At 38.7% G+C, this 17,139-nt stretch carries 14 protein-coding genes and 4 tRNA genes; 17 read left to right on the top strand and 1 reads right to left on the bottom strand.

Annotation, left to right across the window (positions count from 1 at the left end):
- From QNH29_RS30175 to dnaB, 3 genes are all read left to right on the top strand, one after another.
- Entirely contained in the window at positions 1-1,974 is a 1,974-nt protein-coding gene (locus QNH29_RS30175; protein WP_283862906.1) for a DHH family phosphoesterase, read from the top strand.
- Entirely contained in the window at positions 1,971-2,420 is a 450-nt protein-coding gene (gene rplI / locus QNH29_RS30170; protein ID WP_283862905.1) for a 50S ribosomal protein L9, read from the top strand. The genes QNH29_RS30175 and rplI overlap by 4 nt, the downstream gene beginning before the upstream one ends.
- Before the next feature lie 173 nt (positions 2,421-2,593).
- The gene (gene dnaB, locus QNH29_RS30165; RefSeq protein WP_283862904.1) at positions 2,594-3,943 is read left to right on the top strand and encodes a replicative DNA helicase; all 1,350 of its coding nucleotides are present in this window, start codon (positions 2,594-2,596) and stop codon (positions 3,941-3,943) included.
- Between the two features lie 225 nt (positions 3,944-4,168).
- Here the strand turns inward: dnaB and QNH29_RS30160 are convergent, their stop codons facing one another.
- Complete coding sequence (locus QNH29_RS30160; protein ID WP_283862903.1) at positions 4,169-5,077, bottom strand: nuclease-related domain-containing protein; 909 nt, start codon at positions 5,075-5,077, stop codon at positions 4,169-4,171.
- Positions 5,078-5,290: 213 nt separating this feature from the next.
- Between QNH29_RS30160 and QNH29_RS30155 the strand changes: the two genes are divergently transcribed.
- From QNH29_RS30155 to rlmH, 14 genes are all read left to right on the top strand, one after another.
- The gene (locus QNH29_RS30155) at positions 5,291-6,583 is read left to right on the top strand and encodes an adenylosuccinate synthase (protein WP_283862902.1); all 1,293 of its coding nucleotides are present in this window, start codon (positions 5,291-5,293) and stop codon (positions 6,581-6,583) included.
- A 127-nt stretch (positions 6,584-6,710) separates the two neighbouring features.
- A tRNA-Lys gene (locus QNH29_RS30150) sits at positions 6,711-6,786 on the top strand.
- Between the two features lie 45 nt (positions 6,787-6,831).
- Positions 6,832-6,903: transfer RNA gene (locus QNH29_RS30145), tRNA-Glu, on the top strand.
- A gap of 66 nt (positions 6,904-6,969) precedes the next feature.
- Positions 6,970-7,046, top strand: a tRNA-Asp gene (locus QNH29_RS30140).
- Positions 7,047-7,053: 7 nt separating this feature from the next.
- A tRNA-Phe gene (locus QNH29_RS30135) sits at positions 7,054-7,126 on the top strand.
- A 393-nt stretch (positions 7,127-7,519) separates the two neighbouring features.
- On the top strand, positions 7,520-8,980 hold the full coding sequence (locus QNH29_RS30130; RefSeq protein ID WP_283862901.1) for a M23 family metallopeptidase: 1,461 nt from the start codon (positions 7,520-7,522) through the stop codon (positions 8,978-8,980).
- A 157-nt stretch (positions 8,981-9,137) separates the two neighbouring features.
- Positions 9,138-9,848 carry a response regulator YycF gene (gene yycF / locus QNH29_RS30125; protein ID WP_179598945.1) on the top strand — a complete coding sequence of 237 codons (711 nt, stop codon included), beginning with the start codon at positions 9,138-9,140 and terminating at the stop codon, positions 9,846-9,848.
- Positions 9,849-9,856: 8 nt separating this feature from the next.
- Positions 9,857-11,680 carry a cell wall metabolism sensor histidine kinase WalK gene (gene walK / locus QNH29_RS30120; RefSeq protein ID WP_283862900.1) on the top strand — a complete coding sequence of 608 codons (1,824 nt, stop codon included), beginning with the start codon at positions 9,857-9,859 and terminating at the stop codon, positions 11,678-11,680.
- A complete protein-coding gene (locus tag QNH29_RS30115; protein WP_283862899.1) occupies positions 11,677-12,999 on the top strand; it encodes a YycH family regulatory protein in 1,323 nt (440 codons plus the stop codon). Before walK ends, QNH29_RS30115 begins: the two co-directional genes overlap by 4 nt.
- The gene (locus QNH29_RS30110; protein WP_283862898.1) at positions 12,986-13,771 is read left to right on the top strand and encodes a two-component system regulatory protein YycI; all 786 of its coding nucleotides are present in this window, start codon (positions 12,986-12,988) and stop codon (positions 13,769-13,771) included. The genes QNH29_RS30115 and QNH29_RS30110 overlap by 14 nt, the downstream gene beginning before the upstream one ends.
- A 17-nt stretch (positions 13,772-13,788) precedes the next feature.
- A complete protein-coding gene (locus tag QNH29_RS30105) occupies positions 13,789-14,583 on the top strand; it encodes an MBL fold metallo-hydrolase (RefSeq protein WP_283862897.1) in 795 nt (264 codons plus the stop codon).
- 162 nt (positions 14,584-14,745) lie between these two features.
- Positions 14,746-15,978 (top strand): S1C family serine protease, encoded by a 1,233-nt coding sequence (locus QNH29_RS30100; protein WP_283862896.1) that lies wholly within the window; start codon positions 14,746-14,748, stop codon positions 15,976-15,978.
- Between the two features lie 123 nt (positions 15,979-16,101).
- On the top strand, positions 16,102-16,260 hold the full coding sequence (locus tag QNH29_RS30095) for a CxxH/CxxC protein (protein ID WP_283862895.1): 159 nt from the start codon (positions 16,102-16,104) through the stop codon (positions 16,258-16,260).
- A gap of 100 nt (positions 16,261-16,360) precedes the next feature.
- Complete coding sequence (gene rlmH, locus QNH29_RS30090) at positions 16,361-16,840, top strand: 23S rRNA (pseudouridine(1915)-N(3))-methyltransferase RlmH (protein WP_283862894.1); 480 nt, start codon at positions 16,361-16,363, stop codon at positions 16,838-16,840.
- The last annotated feature ends 299 nt before the right edge of the window (positions 16,841-17,139 follow it).

Here is a 17,139-nt window from a genome sequence, read left to right as displayed (position 1 = left end):
TTGCCTGCATTTATTGAAAAACGCTCGATACGCTACCCTTTTTACGGGCTGATAGGCATTACAGTGGTGCTGCTCATTGTCCTGGGCTACTATAATTGGATACTTAGCTTGGTGGGGTTATTACTCATCATCCCTCCGCTGTACTATATGTTAGTCATCGAATCCAGCCAAAGAAAAGAAATGGAAGACTATATCTCAACCCTATCTTACCGTGTCAAAAGAGTTGGCGAAGAAGCACTGATGGAAATGCCGATTGGGATTATGCTGATCAATGATGAATACTCAATTGAGTGGACAAATCCTTTTCTTTCCTCCTATTTTGATGAAGATACCCTTGTTGGTAAATCACTCTACGAAATAGCTGATACGTTGATACCATTAATTAAGCAAGAAGTAGAAACTGAAATTATTACTCTTCATGAACGAAAATTTCGAGTCATTCTTAAAAGTGAGGAAAAGCTCCTTTACTTCTTTGATGTAACAGAACAAAAAGAAATCGAAAAAATGTACCATGACGAGCGCACGGTAATCGCAATAATCTTTTTAGATAATTACGATGAGTTAACACAAGGTATGGATGACCAGATGCGCGGAAGCATTAACAACATGGTTACTTCAACCTTAAATAAATGGGCTCAGGATAATGGTATTTTTCTTAAAAGAATCTCTTCTGAACGATTTATCGCTGTTTTCAATGAAGCCATTCTACAGCTGCTGGAGAAAGGTAAATTTACTGTACTTGATGAAGTAAGAGAAATGAACTCTAAGCAAAATATCGCCTTTACATTAAGTATTGGTGTAGGTGCTGGGACTCCTTCTCTGCCTGAGCTGGGCGTATTGGCACAATCAAGTTTGGATCTGGCCCTAGGGAGAGGCGGTGACCAGGTCGCTATAAAACATCCAAATGGCAAGGTAAAGTTTTTTGGCGGAAAAACAAATCCGGTTGAAAAACGGACAAGAGTTCGTGCCCGAGTCATTTCTCATGCACTAAAGGATTTAATTACAGCAAGTGATAAGGTTATTATTATGGGACATAAAAATCCTGATATGGATTCCATTGGTTCCTCTATTGGTATTTACAAGGTTGCTCAGATGAACCAAAAGGATGCCTACATTGTATTGAATTTCCAAGAAATGGACGGTGCAGTCCATAGGCTGATGGATGAAATCCGCCATCAAGAGCAATTATTCTCTCGTTTTATTGGTCCAGAAGAAGCATTGGAAATTACAACAGATAAAACACTACTGGTGATTGTAGATACTCATAAACCTGCACTAGTGATTGAAGAACGGCTGCTAAACAAAATTGATAATGTTGTTGTTATCGATCATCATCGCCGCGGGGAAGAGTTTATTGAAAATCCAGTTCTTGTTTATATGGAGCCATACGCTTCTTCTACAGCAGAACTTGTTACCGAATTTCTTGAATACCAGCCAAAACGCGGTAAAATAGAAATGATAGAAGCAACGGCACTGCTCGCAGGAATCGTAGTGGATACAAAAAGTTTTACCTTAAGAACCGGTGCAAGAACCTTTGATGCGGCTTCTTATTTAAGAGGTCAAGGAGCGGATACCATTCTTGTTCAGAAGTTTTTAAAAGAGAGCTTAAATACCTATATTAAAAGGGCCAAATTAATTGAATCGGTTGCTTTTTTCCGCGATGGAATTGCCATTGCCAAAGGTGAAGAAAATGAGCTTCATGATCAAGTCCTTCTTGCACAGGCAGCTGATACACTCCTGACGATGGATGGGGTAGGAGCATCGTTTGTTATTGCAAAACGCAATGAGGGAATGATTGGAATTAGTGCCAGATCTCTCGGCAATGTGAATGTTCAAGTAATCATGGAAAAGCTTCAAGGCGGCGGACATCTTACAAATGCAGCTACCCAGCTGATCGGGGTTTCCATAACAGAAGCAGAAAGACAATTAAAGCTGGCAATTGAAGACTATTTTGAAGGTGGGAAAAAGGAATGAAGGTAATTTTTCTAAAAGATGTAAAAGGCAAAGGCAAAAAAGGTGAAATCAAGAATGTGGCAGACGGCTATGCGCATAATTTTTTGATTAAGCAAGGCCTGGCTATCGAAGCGAATAGTGCAAACATCAGCACATTAGAAGGTCAAAAGAAAAAGGAAGACAAACGCGCTGCTGAAGAGCTTGCTGAAGCGAAAAAACTTGGTGAGCAGTTAGATAAAATAACGGTTGAGTTATCAGCAAAAGCTGGTGAAGGCGGCCGTCTATTTGGTTCTATTACGACAAAGCAAATTGCTGAAGAGCTTCAAAAGAAACACGGAATCAAGATTGATAAACGTAAAATGGAATTAGAAGATGCGATTCGTACTCTGGGACATACAAAGGTTCCTGTAAAGCTTCACCATGAAGTAATGGCCACGTTAACAGTTCATGTAAAAGAAGTAAAGTAATTTCCAGTTCAAATTTTAGATAAACATGTTAAAATAATAAAAGTTAATCAGGAAACTTTTCAAAAGTGATGTGATCGGTCGAGACTGGTCACTTTTCTTCATTATGGACATATTTCCGCTTAAAACTATTACTATATAATTTATCCTCTTCAAAATAGGAGGTTTTTTGATAGATGAATGATTTATATGCAGATCGTCTCCCACCCCAAAATATAGAGGCTGAACAAGCTGTCTTAGGTGCAATTTTCTTAGAACCCTCTGCGTTAACTGTGGCTTCTGAGATCTTAATCCCTGAGGATTTCTATCGTGCCTCACACCAAAAGATCTTTAATGCCATGCTGAAGCTTAACGACGAGGGTAAGGTGGTTGACCTTGTAACGGTAACAGAGGAATTAGCGGCAGCAAAGCTAATTGAAGATACAGGCGGAGTAAGTTACTTAAGTGAACTGGCAAGCTCAGTACCAACCGCAGCTAATATTGAATATTATGCGAGAATCGTAGAAGAAAAGTCTTTGCTAAGACGTTTAATTCGGACAGCAACCGAGATTGCCTCAGATGGCTATTCTCGTGAAGACGAAGTGGAAGCACTATTAAGCGAGGCTGAAAAAAATATCCTTGCCGTTGCCCAGCGTAAAAATGCGGGAGCATTCCACAATATTAAAGATGTCCTGGTTCGTACGTATGACAATATTGAGCAAATGCACCAGCGTGCCGGGGAGATTACCGGGCTTGAGACAGGCTTTATTGAGCTTGATCGAATGACAGCAGGATTCCAGCGCAATGACTTAATTATCGTGGGTGCCCGTCCTTCGGTGGGTAAAACAGCCTTCGCCTTAAATATTGCTCAAAACGTAGCGCACAAAACAGGTGAAAATATTGCTATTTTTAGTCTTGAGATGGGTGCTGAACAGCTTGTCATGCGTCTTCTTTGTGCCGAGGGAAATATCGATGCCCAAAGGCTTCGTACCGGTACTCTGACAGATGATGACTGGGGCAAACTGACAATGGCAATGGGCAGTCTTTCAAACTCAGGTATCTTCATTGATGATACACCGGGGGTAAGAATTAGTGATATTCGTTCCAAGTGCCGCCGCTTAAAACAAGAGCACGGTCTAGGGATGATTTTGATTGATTACTTGCAGCTTATCTTAGGCAGCGGACGTGCTGGCGAAAACCGTCAGCAGGAAGTATCGGAAATTTCCCGTTCCCTAAAGCAATTAGCCCGTGAGCTTCAGGTGCCAGTTATTGCCCTGTCTCAGCTTTCCCGTGGTGTCGAGCAGCGTCAGGACAAACGTCCAATGATGTCCGATATCCGTGAATCTGGTTCGATTGAGCAGGATGCCGACATCGTTGCCTTCTTATACCGTGATGATTACTATGATAAAGAGTCCGAGAATAAAAACATCATCGAAATTATTATTGCTAAGCAGCGTAACGGTCCAACCGGCACCGTCTCACTAGCCTTTGTAAAGGAATATAATAAATTCGTAAACTTGGAGACGCGATATGATCCGAGCGCGTAGTTTTTTAGAGAGAGCTCAGCCAAATATTTGGCTGGGTTTTTTTATAGGGTTTTTGGTCCCAAAAAGGTATTTGTGCCCATTCCCCTTGAAAAGTGGGATTAGCGGTAACGAATAGAATCTATTCGTGCCCGCTCATACTAAAAAAGGGAGTTTGCGGTAACGAATATCAAATATTCATGCCCAATTTCGCTCAGAAAGCGGATAGGCGGTAACGAATAGAAATAACTACTCTTTAAAGCTGTAATAAGATGATCTGCTATGTCTGTGCAGTGTGAGGTACTTCCTTAAAATACGCCTAATAGTTTTTTTGGACTTTATTATTCCACACCAATCATGGATACCTTCTGTTGTAATCTTTCTATCCGGAAATAGTAACGAAAATTCCTCCACACTCCTTAAAACTGCTGCATCTACTTCCTCTTTGCACCCGCACTTCTTACATATCAGCTGCTCATCTGAGTAAAAGGTATTACAGTTATTTGAGCAGATTATTCCCTTTTTTAACTTTTCGAAGGAGTATTGCGGTAAACGCGAATAAGGGGACTCTTCTTGGTTATGGTCTACTAATTGTTTCGCTAATTGATAGTGTTTTTTATGGAGTTTAACAGGCTTCATGTTTAGTTTTTTCAAAAAGCGGTTAAGCTGTGTTGGAAAAATAAAAGCAGGATTTATTGAGGTCGTGTTTAAGTGAAACTCGGGGTTGTTGAAGATTAGATAGGATTCAATCTCATAATGATGTCCTAATTTGAGCAGTAATTTTGTAAGTAAAGTCTCACAACGTTCAAGCTGGTGTAATGGGTTCTTTTGGAGGGTACCTGCGGGGTTATACCATTTATCATCTTTGATCGAGTAATCTCCCTCAAAATATTTAACATCTAAAAGGTAAATTTTCTCGAAAGTGATAATCAAGGTATCAATTTGAAATTTTGAACCATGATATTCAAATAATAAATCATGGAGAACCAGCCACTCACCTGTTAATCCTTTGAGCCAAATATCGCTTTTTAACTCCCCTTCATACCCTTTTACAAGGTTGGTGTAATTTAACGCCTGATCATAGGAGAACTCCATTCGTGGCTTTAAATATCTTAATAAGATTAATTCTAGCTTTTCTGGCCGCGGTCTAAATAACATATAACACTTCCTCTTTATTATTTTAAAAAAGTTTTACTACCTATTTTATGGAAATCCATCATCCAATACAAGATAGATTCGTAAATTAATATTTTACGAACATATTTTTATAAGTTAATATAAATCGTTCGTGTTTTGTTGACTTTTGGTCGTATATATTGTTAAACTTGTGTGTGGGAAAAAGAAATGCGTATATAATTTGGAGGTGCCTTTATGACATCAGTAGTGGTAGTTGGTACACAATGGGGAGATGAAGGAAAAGGTAAAATTACCGATTTCCTTTCTGAAAATGCAGAAGCAATCGCTCGTTATCAAGGTGGAAATAATGCTGGTCATACGATCAAGTTCAACGGTGAAACCTATAAATTACACCTGATTCCATCAGGAATTTTTTATAAGGAAAAAATTTGTGTCATTGGAAATGGAATGGTTGTGGATCCGAAGGCGCTTGTAGCAGAACTTGCTTACTTGCATGAAAAGGGAATTACAACCGATAACCTTCGTATCAGCAACCGTGCACATGTAATCCTTCCTTACCATTTAAAGCTGGATGTTGTTGAGGAAGAAAGTAAGGGTGCCAATAAAATTGGAACCACTAAAAAAGGAATCGGTCCTGCTTATATGGATAAGGCAGCACGTGTTGGAATCAGAATCGCTGACCTTCTTGAGCGTGATGTTTTTGAAGAAAAGCTTGAACGTAACCTAGCTGAAAAAAATCGTTTATTTGAGCGTATTTATGAGACGACTGGTTTTACAAAAGAAGAAATTTTAGACGAGTATTTTGAATATGGACAGCAAATTAAACAATATGTTTGTGATACATCTGTCGTATTAAACGACGCACTAGATGAAGGAAAACGAGTTTTATTTGAAGGTGCTCAGGGCGTTATGCTGGATATTGACCAAGGTACGTACCCATTTGTAACTTCTTCGAATCCAGTTGCAGGCGGCGTAACGATTGGTTCTGGTGTTGGTCCATCAAAAATTACTCATGTTGTGGGAGTTTGTAAGGCCTATACCTCTCGTGTAGGTGACGGACCATTCCCAACTGAATTACATGATGAAATTGGAAATCAAATCCGTGAAGTAGGCCGGGAATATGGTACAACGACAGGACGTCCACGCCGTATCGGCTGGTTTGACAGTGTAGTTGTCCGCCATGCACGCCGTGTCAGCGGTTTAACCGATCTATCCTTGAATTCAATTGATGTGTTATCAGGAATTGAAACATTGAAGATTTGTACAGCATACAGTTATAAAGGGGAATTAATTACTGAATATCCTGCGAGCTTAAAGGTATTAAGCGAATGTGAGCCTGTTTATGAAGAGCTTCCAGGCTGGCCTGAGGATATTACGGGTGTAAAATCATTAGATGAATTGCCAGTTAATGCGCGCCATTATGTTGAGCGTGTAACCCAGCTTACTGGTATACCATTAACAACTTTCTCTGTAGGACCAGATCGCAATCAAACAAATGTTGTTCGCAGCCCTTGGAGACAAATTTAATCTTGAAAAAGCCCTCATCATTCGAGGGCTTTAATTTTTTTTAAAACTTTTTTAGAAAAAGTATTGCACTATATGTATAAACCATGATAATATAAAAAGCGTCGTCACGAACGAGACATATTAGTACGAGCCATTAGCTCAGTTGGTAGAGCATCTGACTTTTAATCAGAGGGTCGAAGGTTCGAGTCCTTCATGGCTCACCAAAGTTTTTTCGCGAAAGCGAAAATAACTTTCTATTTTAAAAATATGGCCCCTTGGTCAAGCGGTTAAGACACCGCCCTTTCACGGCGGTAACACGGGTTCGAATCCCGTAGGGGTCATGGTATTTGATTGTTGGCAAGCGACTGGCAAGTCCGGTTACCTTGCTGACGATCAATTAAAAAAATGGTTTGGTAGTTCAGTTGGTTAGAATGCCTGCCTGTCACGCAGGAGGTCGCGGGTTCGAGTCCCGTCCAGACCGCCATACATATGGCTCAGTAGCTCAGTCGGTAGAGCAAAGGACTGAAAATCCTTGTGTCGGCGGTTCGATTCCGTCCTGAGCCATTATAAGAGAGAAGCTTGCAAATTGTAAGCTTCTTTTTTATTTGTAATAATCTTAATGCTTTTGTAATATAATGACCAAATATTTCCAGTGGTTCAGCGAAGTTTGTCTCTATTTGTAAAATATGGTCATACAATAATACTTTACCAAAACGCTGGTATATTAACTTTTACCTACTAATATAGGAGAAATGACACTGATAAAAACCTATTATTACAACTCCTATGCGTGTAGTAAAATGTCAGCTATTATACAATTTTGTTACATTATAAAGACTAATCGTTATTTACTAAAAAATTATGGTAAAGTTATAAAGTAGAAAAAGAGGGAAATTTCTTTTGTGGTTATAAAGTACTAGATTAAGAGAGTTGTTTCCGTGATTTAGGAGGATTCCAATGTTATTTTTTAATAAAGGAAGTAAATCAAGTAAATTAGCGATAAAACAATCCTTGAAAACTGCTGTAATGGCAGCGTTTACAGCTTCCACATTATTGTTTAGCAGCTTTTCTGCTAGTGCTGCCGGATCAATTAAATTAACAACGGTATACCATGTATATCATAATCAAGAATATATAGGCACTGTTTCAAATAAAGAGGTTGTTGAAAAAATTGTCGAAGAAAAAGCAAATCTGTTCCAAGAATCAACTAAGGATTTAACCGTAGAGTTTGATTCTGATATTGAGTACATAAAGGAACAAGTTTTTCATTCAACAGCAAATGATACAGAAACCATTCAAAATCTTGAGAGTGCGATCCAGCTTCAAGCTGAAGCCTCCGTCATCGTCATTGATGGTCAGCCGGTTGCATTTTTAGAAAATCAAGAAACAGCAGAAGATGTCATTAATCAACTTAAACTTAAATATGTAAATCAAGCTCAACTTGATGAATTAGAAGCTAAAAAAGTTGCATCTATACCTGAGCTTCCTGCATTGAAAGAAAATGAATCTCGTATACTAGACGTAAAAGTATCGAAAGATGTTTCATTTGATTCACAAAAAGTAACGCCAGACAAAATTATGTCGGCTGAAGAAGCAGTTACCTTCTTACAAAAGGGTACGTTAGAAGAAAAGAAATATGCAGCTCAACCGGGTGATGTTCTAGGAACAATTGCCAATAATCATGGATTAACTTTAGCTGACTTTCTTGCATTAAACCCAGGGCTTACAGAGGATTCTGTTGTAAATATTGGCCAAGAGGTTAATGTGACGGTTTTAAAGCCATATCTTGAAATTATTGTGGAGAAAGAAGAGAATCGAAAAGAAGCTATTCCATTTGTAAATCAAGTAGTAGAAGACGGTAACATGCCTAAAGGTGAAACAAAAGTACAGCAGGAAGGTAAAAATGGAGAACGCTCTGTAAACTATCGGGTTTCAACACAAAACGGAACAGTCATCAGCAGTGTGGTCACAAGTGAGACTGTACTTGCAGACCCGGTTCCTCACATTGTCGTAAAAGGAACTAAGGTGATTCCTTCACGCGGTACTGGAAATCTTGCATGGCCGACAGTTGGAGGCTACGTATCCAGCCAGCAAGGCCAAAGATGGGGCAGAGCTCACAAAGGTATTGATATTGCTAGACCTAGTGATCGAACCATAAAGGCTGCTGATAATGGCAAGGTTGTATCAGCAGGTTATGATAACGGCGGCTACGGTAACAAAATTGTTATTGATCATCAAAATGGCCTGCGTACGGTCTATGCTCATCTTGCCTCTATCAGTGTAAGTGCAGGACAAACTGTTTCACAAGGTTCAGCTATTGGCATAATGGGTTCAACTGGAAATTCAACGGGAGTACATTTGCATTTTGAAGTATACAAAAATGGAGCACTTCAAAATCCAATGAGTTATTTAAAGTAATGCATTTATCATAAAAGAGTCTCTAGCGTACTAGAGGCTCTTTTGGTGTCAAATACTACTAATAGATGAATTACTGCTAAAACCATGGTAAAGTAAACTAGAGTAGAAATGCCATTTAACTTATTCGCTAGATTTTAAAAACAAAGGAGCAATGGGTATGGAAAAGAAAATTCTCGTAGTTGATGATGAAAAACCGATTGCGGATATATTGCAGTTTAACCTAAAAAAAGAAGGTTACGATGTATATAGTGCTTATGATGGAAATGAAGCTCTGGTTATGGTAGAAGAGGTACAGCCAGATTTAATTTTGTTAGATATTATGCTTCCATTAAAGGATGGAATGGAAGTTTGCCGTGAAGTACGTAAAAAATACGATATGCCGATTATTATGTTAACGGCCAAAGATTCAGAAATCGACAAAGTATTAGGTCTTGAACTCGGCGCAGATGATTATGTGACAAAGCCATTCAGCACAAGAGAATTGATTGCAAGGGTAAAGGCAAATTTACGCCGTCATCAAGTTGTTGTCTCTCAGGCAGATGAAGAAGTGGAAACAAATGAAATTGAAATTGGTTCCCTTACCATTCATCCAAATGCATATGTAGTTTCAAAACGTGGTGAAACAATTGAACTCACGCACCGTGAATTTGAACTTCTCTACTATTTGGCTAAACACATCGGACAGGTTATGACAAGGGAACACCTTCTGCAAACCGTCTGGGGCTATGATTATTATGGTGATGTTCGAACTGTAGACGTAACCGTTCGCCGTTTGCGTGAGAAGATTGAAGATAATCCGAGCCACCCTACATGGATTGTTACCCGCAGAGGAGTGGGCTACTATTTGCGTAACCCTGATCAGGAGTAATGCCCTACATGAACAAGGTTAGTTTTTTTCGTTCTATACACGTAAAATTCGTCATTATTTATGTTCTGCTTATCTTAGTAGCAATGCAGATCATCGGCGTTTATTTTGTTAGGCAGCTGGAAGATACATTAAGGACGAATTTTCAAAACTCCTTAAAGGAACGTGTCAATTTACTTGCCTATAATGTGGTCGAAGAGATGGAAAAGAAAAGAACTCCTGAAGACCCTACCCTTGAAGAAGAAATTAGGAAAATACTGCGCGATTTTGAATCAGCAGATATATCCGAAGTTAGTGTAATTGAAGGGAAGACTCGAAAGATTATCGGAACCTCAGGTCAGAATCAGGGTGTCGTAGGACAACGGACCACGGAACTCCTTATCACACAATCCCTTAATTTAGAGGAAGATCAAAGCAATATTCGAATTGAGCCGCATAATCTTCATCGCATTTGGGTCCTATCTACTCCAATTAAGTCGGGGGATCAAGTCATTGGTGCCATCTATCTTGTGGCAAAAATAGAAAATGTTTTTACCCAAATGAAAACCATTAATGGGATATTTGCTACAGGTACCGGGATTGCTTTAGCGATCACAGCGATATTAGGGATACTTCTAGCCCAGACGATTACCAGACCAATTGTTGATATGAGAAAGCAGGCATTGGCGATGGCGAAGGGTAACTTTTCACGAAAAGTTAGAGTGTATGGCCAGGATGAAATTGGTACTTTAGCCGTTACGTTTAATAACTTAACGAAAAAGCTGCAGGAAGCACAGGCGATGACAGAAGGAGAAAGAAGAAAGCTTTCTTCTGTTTTATCGTATATGACAGATGGAGTTATTGCCACAGATCGTAAGGGCAGAGTGATATTAATTAACGATCCTGCGGCAGAGATGCTGAATGTTTCACGTGAAACAGTTCTTTCGCAGCCAATCGTTTCTTTATTAGGCTTAACAGATACCAACACATTCGAAGATTTATTAGAGGAAAAAGAATCATTAATTCTTGATTATAGTACGAAAAAGGAACATTACATCCTCCGTGCCAATTTTTCAGTCATTCAAAAAGAAACTGGTTTTGTGAACGGTTTGATTGCAGTTCTTCATGATATTACGGACCAGGAAAAAATCGATGCGGAGAGAAGAGAGTTTGTAGCTAATGTATCACATGAATTACGAACTCCGCTTACAACGATGAGAAGTTATTTAGAAGCGCTGGCAGATGGTGCATGGAAGGATGAAGAAATTGCTCCCAATTTCCTAGAAGTAACGAGAACCGAAACAGAAAGAATGATTCGGTTAGTCAATGACCTTCTTCAACTCTCCAAGTTGGATAGCACGGATTATCGACTCAATAAAGAATGGGTCAATTTTGTTGATTTTTATGATCGAATTATTGATCGTTTTGAAATGGCGAAGCAGCAAAATGTTAGCTTCAAAAGGGAACTGCCGGTTCATCCTATCTTTGTAGAAATTGATGAGGATAAAATGACCCAGGTTCTTTACAATATCATCTCGAATGCAATGAAATATTCTCCAGAAGGCGGTCTAATAACTTTCTCAATAAAAGAGGAAGATGAAAAAATTATTGTCAGTGTTTCTGATCAAGGTGTAGGGATTCCAAAGGAGAATATCGGCAAAATATTTGACCGTTTTTACCGAGTTGATAAAGCAAGGACGAGGAAGTTGGGCGGTACAGGATTAGGATTGGCCATTGCAAAAGAAATGGTAAATGTTCATGGCGGTGTGATTTGGGCTGTAAGTGAAGAGGGAAAAGGAACAAAAATTTCTTTCTCACTGCCATATGAGCAAACGGAAGAGGATGAATGGTCATGAAATATGAAAATATCAAATCAGCGATCTTAACATTTCTCGTTCTGGTTAGTATTGTTTTAACCTGGAATCTTTGGACGTACCAGCCCAATTTTGACATCATGGAAAATGGTAATTATGTTGAAGAAGTAACGTTAAAAGAAAAACGGGAACTTCATCAGATTATTAGTCCTGACCTTATTCTTTTTCATCGAAATGGTCAGCATTTTGGAACGACAAATGCAATTGACCTTGATAAGATCATGACTGAAATCAGGCAATGGTCTATTTATGATATAAAAGATTATTCAGAAAATGTAGAGGATATTAAAGATCTAGTTCATGGAAATGGTAATGCTGAACTCGTATTTCCAGCAGATGTTCCTATCGAAATTTACCGAAGTGTATTAAAATTTGAGGAGAAGAAAATTCCTGCTTTCAATTTTAACCGTATTGTTATAAATGTTGAGAACTCGGAAAAGGGAAACGGTACGGTTTACTTTGTTTCCTCCGATTATCAGCAGGTTTATATCAGTCATATTTCACCTAGTTTATTAAACGAATTTAACCGGGACTTTTTTAAAAATGCGGCTCAATATCAGCCTTATTTTTCCTTTGAGGCTACAGAACAGCGGACGGTCTTTATCCCTGATGGAAAGCTGGAAATGATGGAATTCACATATTTACCTGTCGTCCTGAACTCAGAGGCCTTCAAAGCGGCATTGTTTAGTGATCCTAACTTTGTACAAAGGGGCACTGTTGCAGGGGTAGAAGAATTTAGTGATGTTTCAAGTAAGATGACGGTTAATAATGATACGAATATGCTGCTCTATGTTAATCCTACTGGAGAGTCTAATTATGTTGGTACCTCTTATGATTTATTGAAGAGAAGTATTGATTTTATTAACGGACATGGAGGCTGGACAGACCCTTATCGTTATGTTGCGATGAGTGAAAAAAGGAAATCTGTTAATTTCCGCTTGTATAGTATCGACGGCTATCCTGTCTTTAATGAAGGGGGTATGTCAGAAATTCAAGAAGTATGGGGCAGAGATGAAATAACGAAATATGTTAGACCTAATATATCTTTAGAGCTCCCATTAACAACAGAAATGGTAAAGGTAACTCTTCCATCAGGAACTTCTGCATTAGAATTTCTCAAAAGCCGGAAGAATTTTAAACCGGAATTATTGGAACAACTCGTTTTAGGATATCGGATGTCTAAGGACATAAGCGAAAATAAACTGATCCTCCTAGAGCCGGCATGGTTTTATCGATATAACCAGACATGGGGACAAATCACGAAGGAAGACCTAGGGGGTTTGCTGCGTGGATTGGAGTAAAATAAAAACAATTTTTATCATTACGTTTTTGATTTTAGACGTCTATCTCTTATTTCAATTTATGAAAATTCGGGACGCTAATAAATACGAATATATTGCACCAACCTCCATTCAAGAAATGCTGAAGATAGATGAAATCAGCTATAAAGAACTGCCAAAGGGTCCATTTAAGGATCAATATCTAAGTGCTAAGCCAAAGATGTTTACGAAGGATGATATTACAAAACTAAAGGGACAAACAACCGATTTAAAGGAACCTAGCACTTCTCTGCAGGTTAAATTAGATAAACCAATTCCTTTAAACGAAAAATTTGAGGCCGCAGATATAACTAATTTTATAAAGAATAATGTTCTTTATGGTGACCATTATCAATTTTGGAAGAAAGATGATAAGAAAAACACCATCACCTACTCTCAACATTATGAAAATATGACTTTGTATGAAAATTTAAGCGGCATGATTACGTTTCATATAGACGAAAAAAAACAAATTGTTTCATATGAACAAACGTATTTAGAAGGTATTGAAAAAATGACGGAAAAGGAGGAAATTCTCCCTCCTTTAAAAGCACTTGAAACCTTGCACCAAAAAGGAATGTTGAAGCCAAAAAGCAAAATTACAAAAGTTGAACTCGGCTATTCATCTTTAATTCAGTTGTCTGCTTCGCAAGCGTTAGCGCCGACATGGCATTTTGTGGTGGATAATCATGAAAGTCTTTTTGTTAATGCGCTAGAAGGACAGATTATAGAATTTAACAGCGATGGAAATTAGATGTGGAGTGAAATCATATGTCATTACGTTATAGCATTTTAGCGAGCGGAAGTACGGGGAATTCGCTTTATGTTGAATCAGACGAGCATTCCTTTCTAGTAGATGCCGGATTCAGCGGCAAGCAAATGGAGGCCTTTTTTCAACATATAGATCGTGATATAAGTAAGTTATCAGGAATCTTTGTCACTCATGAACACAGCGACCATATAAAAGGAATAGGCGTGCTGGCTCGTAAGTATCAGCTGCCAGTTTATGCAAACGAAAATACATGGCGTGCTATGGAGCGGTTAGTTGGAGAGATACCTGCCGAACAAAAGATGATTTTTAGTACTGAAAGTGTAAAAAGCTTTGGAGCAACAGATATTGAATCTTTTGGAGTATCGCACGACGCAGCAGAACCCATGTTTTATGTATTCCATCATTCAGGTAAGAAATTGGTCCTGATAACTGATACAGGGTATGTGAGCGACAGGATGAAAGGCATTATCTCAAATGCCGATGCCTATATTTTTGAGTCCAATCACGATGTGCAAATGTTAAGAATGGGAAGATATCCTTGGAATATAAAACGAAGGATTCTTAGCGACCTTGGGCATGTATCAAATGAAGACGCAGCGGTCGCTTTAAGTGAAGTGATTGGAGATAATACAAAACGAGTATACCTGGCTCACTTAAGCCTCGACAACAATATGAAGGACTTGGCAAGAATGTCAGTAGCACAGACACTTCAAAGCCAGGGGCTAATTGTTGGTGAGGGGTTTGATCTCTATGATACTGACCCTAAAGTGCCAACTATATTAACAGCGGTTTAAAAGAAAGCGCCTCGATACTAAAGCTTGACCAATCAAAGAACAAAGATACCTTGTATTTGGTATCTTTGTTCTTTTTTTTATAAAATAGATTTGGACAGAGTATAATTGTAACTATAAGCCAAAATATAAATTAGTTGCTTATGAAAGGGAGACGTGGTGAAAATGGGTTACTATGATGATCATTCACAAGGGCGTAACCAAAAGACGAGTAGGAACAGAGGCAGTTTTTTGCTTGCAAGCATAGTAGGTGCGATACTCGGAGCAATGCTGGTTGTCATTTCGATTCCAGCATTATCGAATCAAGGCTTCCTCCCCTATAACGTACAGCCTAATCAAACTCAACCAGCAGGAACAGATGACAATAATGAAGAGAATTTTGTACAGCAGCAGATATCATACGAAGTAAATACGGATACGACAAAGGCAATTGATAAGGCAGCAGATGCGGTAGTTGGAATTAATAATATACAAACATCTAACTTTTGGTACGACGAAGGTGGAGATGACGAAGGACCAGCGGGAACAGGGTCAGGCGTCATTTATAAAAAGGCTGGAAATAAAGCGTATGTCGTGACAAATCAGCATGTGGTTGAAGGTGCTACACATTTAGAGGTAACGTTAAATGACGGCACGAAAATCCCTGCTAAACTTCTTGGTGGAGATGTTTGGACGGACTTAGCTGTTCTTGAAATTGATGCAGGCAACATTAAAAAAATTGCCGAGTTTGGTAATTCAGATGCCTTAAAGATGGGTGAACCGGTAATGGCCATTGGGAATCCATTAGGCGCTACCTTCTCTGGTTCTGTAACGCAAGGCATTATTTCAGGGATAAATCGAACTATCCCTGTTGATATCAACCAAGATGGAATTATGGATTGGCAAGCAGAGGTATTACAAACAGACGCTGCAATTAACCCTGGTAACAGCGGTGGTGCCTTAATTAATATAGCAGGACAGTTGATCGGGATTAACTCGATGAAAATTGCTCAAAATGCCGTCGAAGGGATTGGATTATCGATTCCGATTAACTATGCGAGACCAATTATTAATGACCTAGAACAATTTGGAGAAGTCAAACGGCCCTATATGGGTGTCGACTTAAAATCAGTTGCTGAAATCCCTGGTTATTATCAAGAAGAAGCTTTAAAATTACCACGGGATATCACCTATGGAGTAGCTCTTCGTCAAGTTGTACCAAATTCACCAGCTGCACAGGCTGGATTACGAGAGCTGGATGTTATTGTGGAAATGGACGGCAAAACGATTCATGACGTGATTGATCTGAGAAAGCATTTATATCAAGAAACAAAAATTGGCGACCAAATGGAGATTAAATATTATCGAGAAGGCAAGCTGCAAACAACCAAGATTACTTTAGCGGAAGATAAGCCTTAAATGGGAAAGCAGAGAGGTGTGGTCGCACCTTTCTGCTTTTTTATGGTATAGTGGTTGATTGAATGAAGCCGTTTCGTTAGTAAATAATAAATGTAAAAGTTATACGAGATGGAGGTGTCCAAATTGATTTATTGCTGTGAGGAACATGTAGACCTGGCACTAGATAGTGTAGTGGATGAGTATGAAACCTTTCCAGTTTTATCGAAAGTCGGTGGGGATAACTTATCAACAGGTTGTGAATATTGTCAAAATAGAGCTGTATATATTGTGGCGAACAAATGATTCCATACAAGATGTGGATAAAAAATGTGGACATGTGGATAACTTCTGTTGATAAGTTGTTTGTAAACTGTTTGTAACATAAAAAAGAGGGTTGTGGATTGTGAATATCTCAATTATTACGGTTGGCAAATTAAAAGAAAAATATTTAAAAATGGGAATTGACGAATATTTAAAGCGGTTAAATGCGTATGCAAAAATTGAAGTCATTGAGGTGGCGGATGAAAAAGCACCTGAAGTTTTAAGTGAGTCTGAAATGGTTCAGGTCAAGCAAAAAGAAGGGGAACGAATTTTAGCTAAGATTAGCCAGGATACATATGTAATTGCTCTGGCGATCAATGGAAAAATGCAGTCTTCAGAGGAACTCGCGGATACATTAGACAAACTGGCAACGTACGGAAAAAGTAAAATTGCCTTTGTGATCGGCGGGTCTTTAGGGTTAAGTGAAGAAGTATTAAAACGAGCGAACGAACAGCTCTCTTTTTCAAAAATGACCTTTCCGCATCAATTGATGAAGTTGATTCTTGTCGAGCAGATTTATCGGGCATACCGAATTAACAGGGGTGAACCTTACCATAAATAGGAGCTGTTTTGGCAAAATTCGGGTGGTAGCACCTTTATAACGAAAAAGCCAATGTTGAAAAACATTGGCTTTTTCGTTATGGTATATCTTAACTCAATTCCTGCTGAAAACAAGGATCATTGAAGTATACAACTTCAGAAAGAATTTTATAGCCCTTCATGTCTTTTAGTTGATCTTTTGCTTCTTGTTTTGTATTAAATTCAAACATAGAAATATTTGAATCTAAATAACAAGTTATAATCCACATAAAAATTCATTCCTCTTCCTATTGTTAAATAAATTCTGCCCTGCAGACAAGA

The sequence above is a fragment of the Neobacillus sp. DY30 genome (genome assembly GCF_030123065.1).
Classification (GTDB): Bacteria; Bacillota; Bacilli; order Bacillales; family Cytobacillaceae; genus Neobacillus.
Note: the sequence above shows the minus strand (reverse complement) of the source record. Positions and strands in the feature narration are given on the sequence as shown.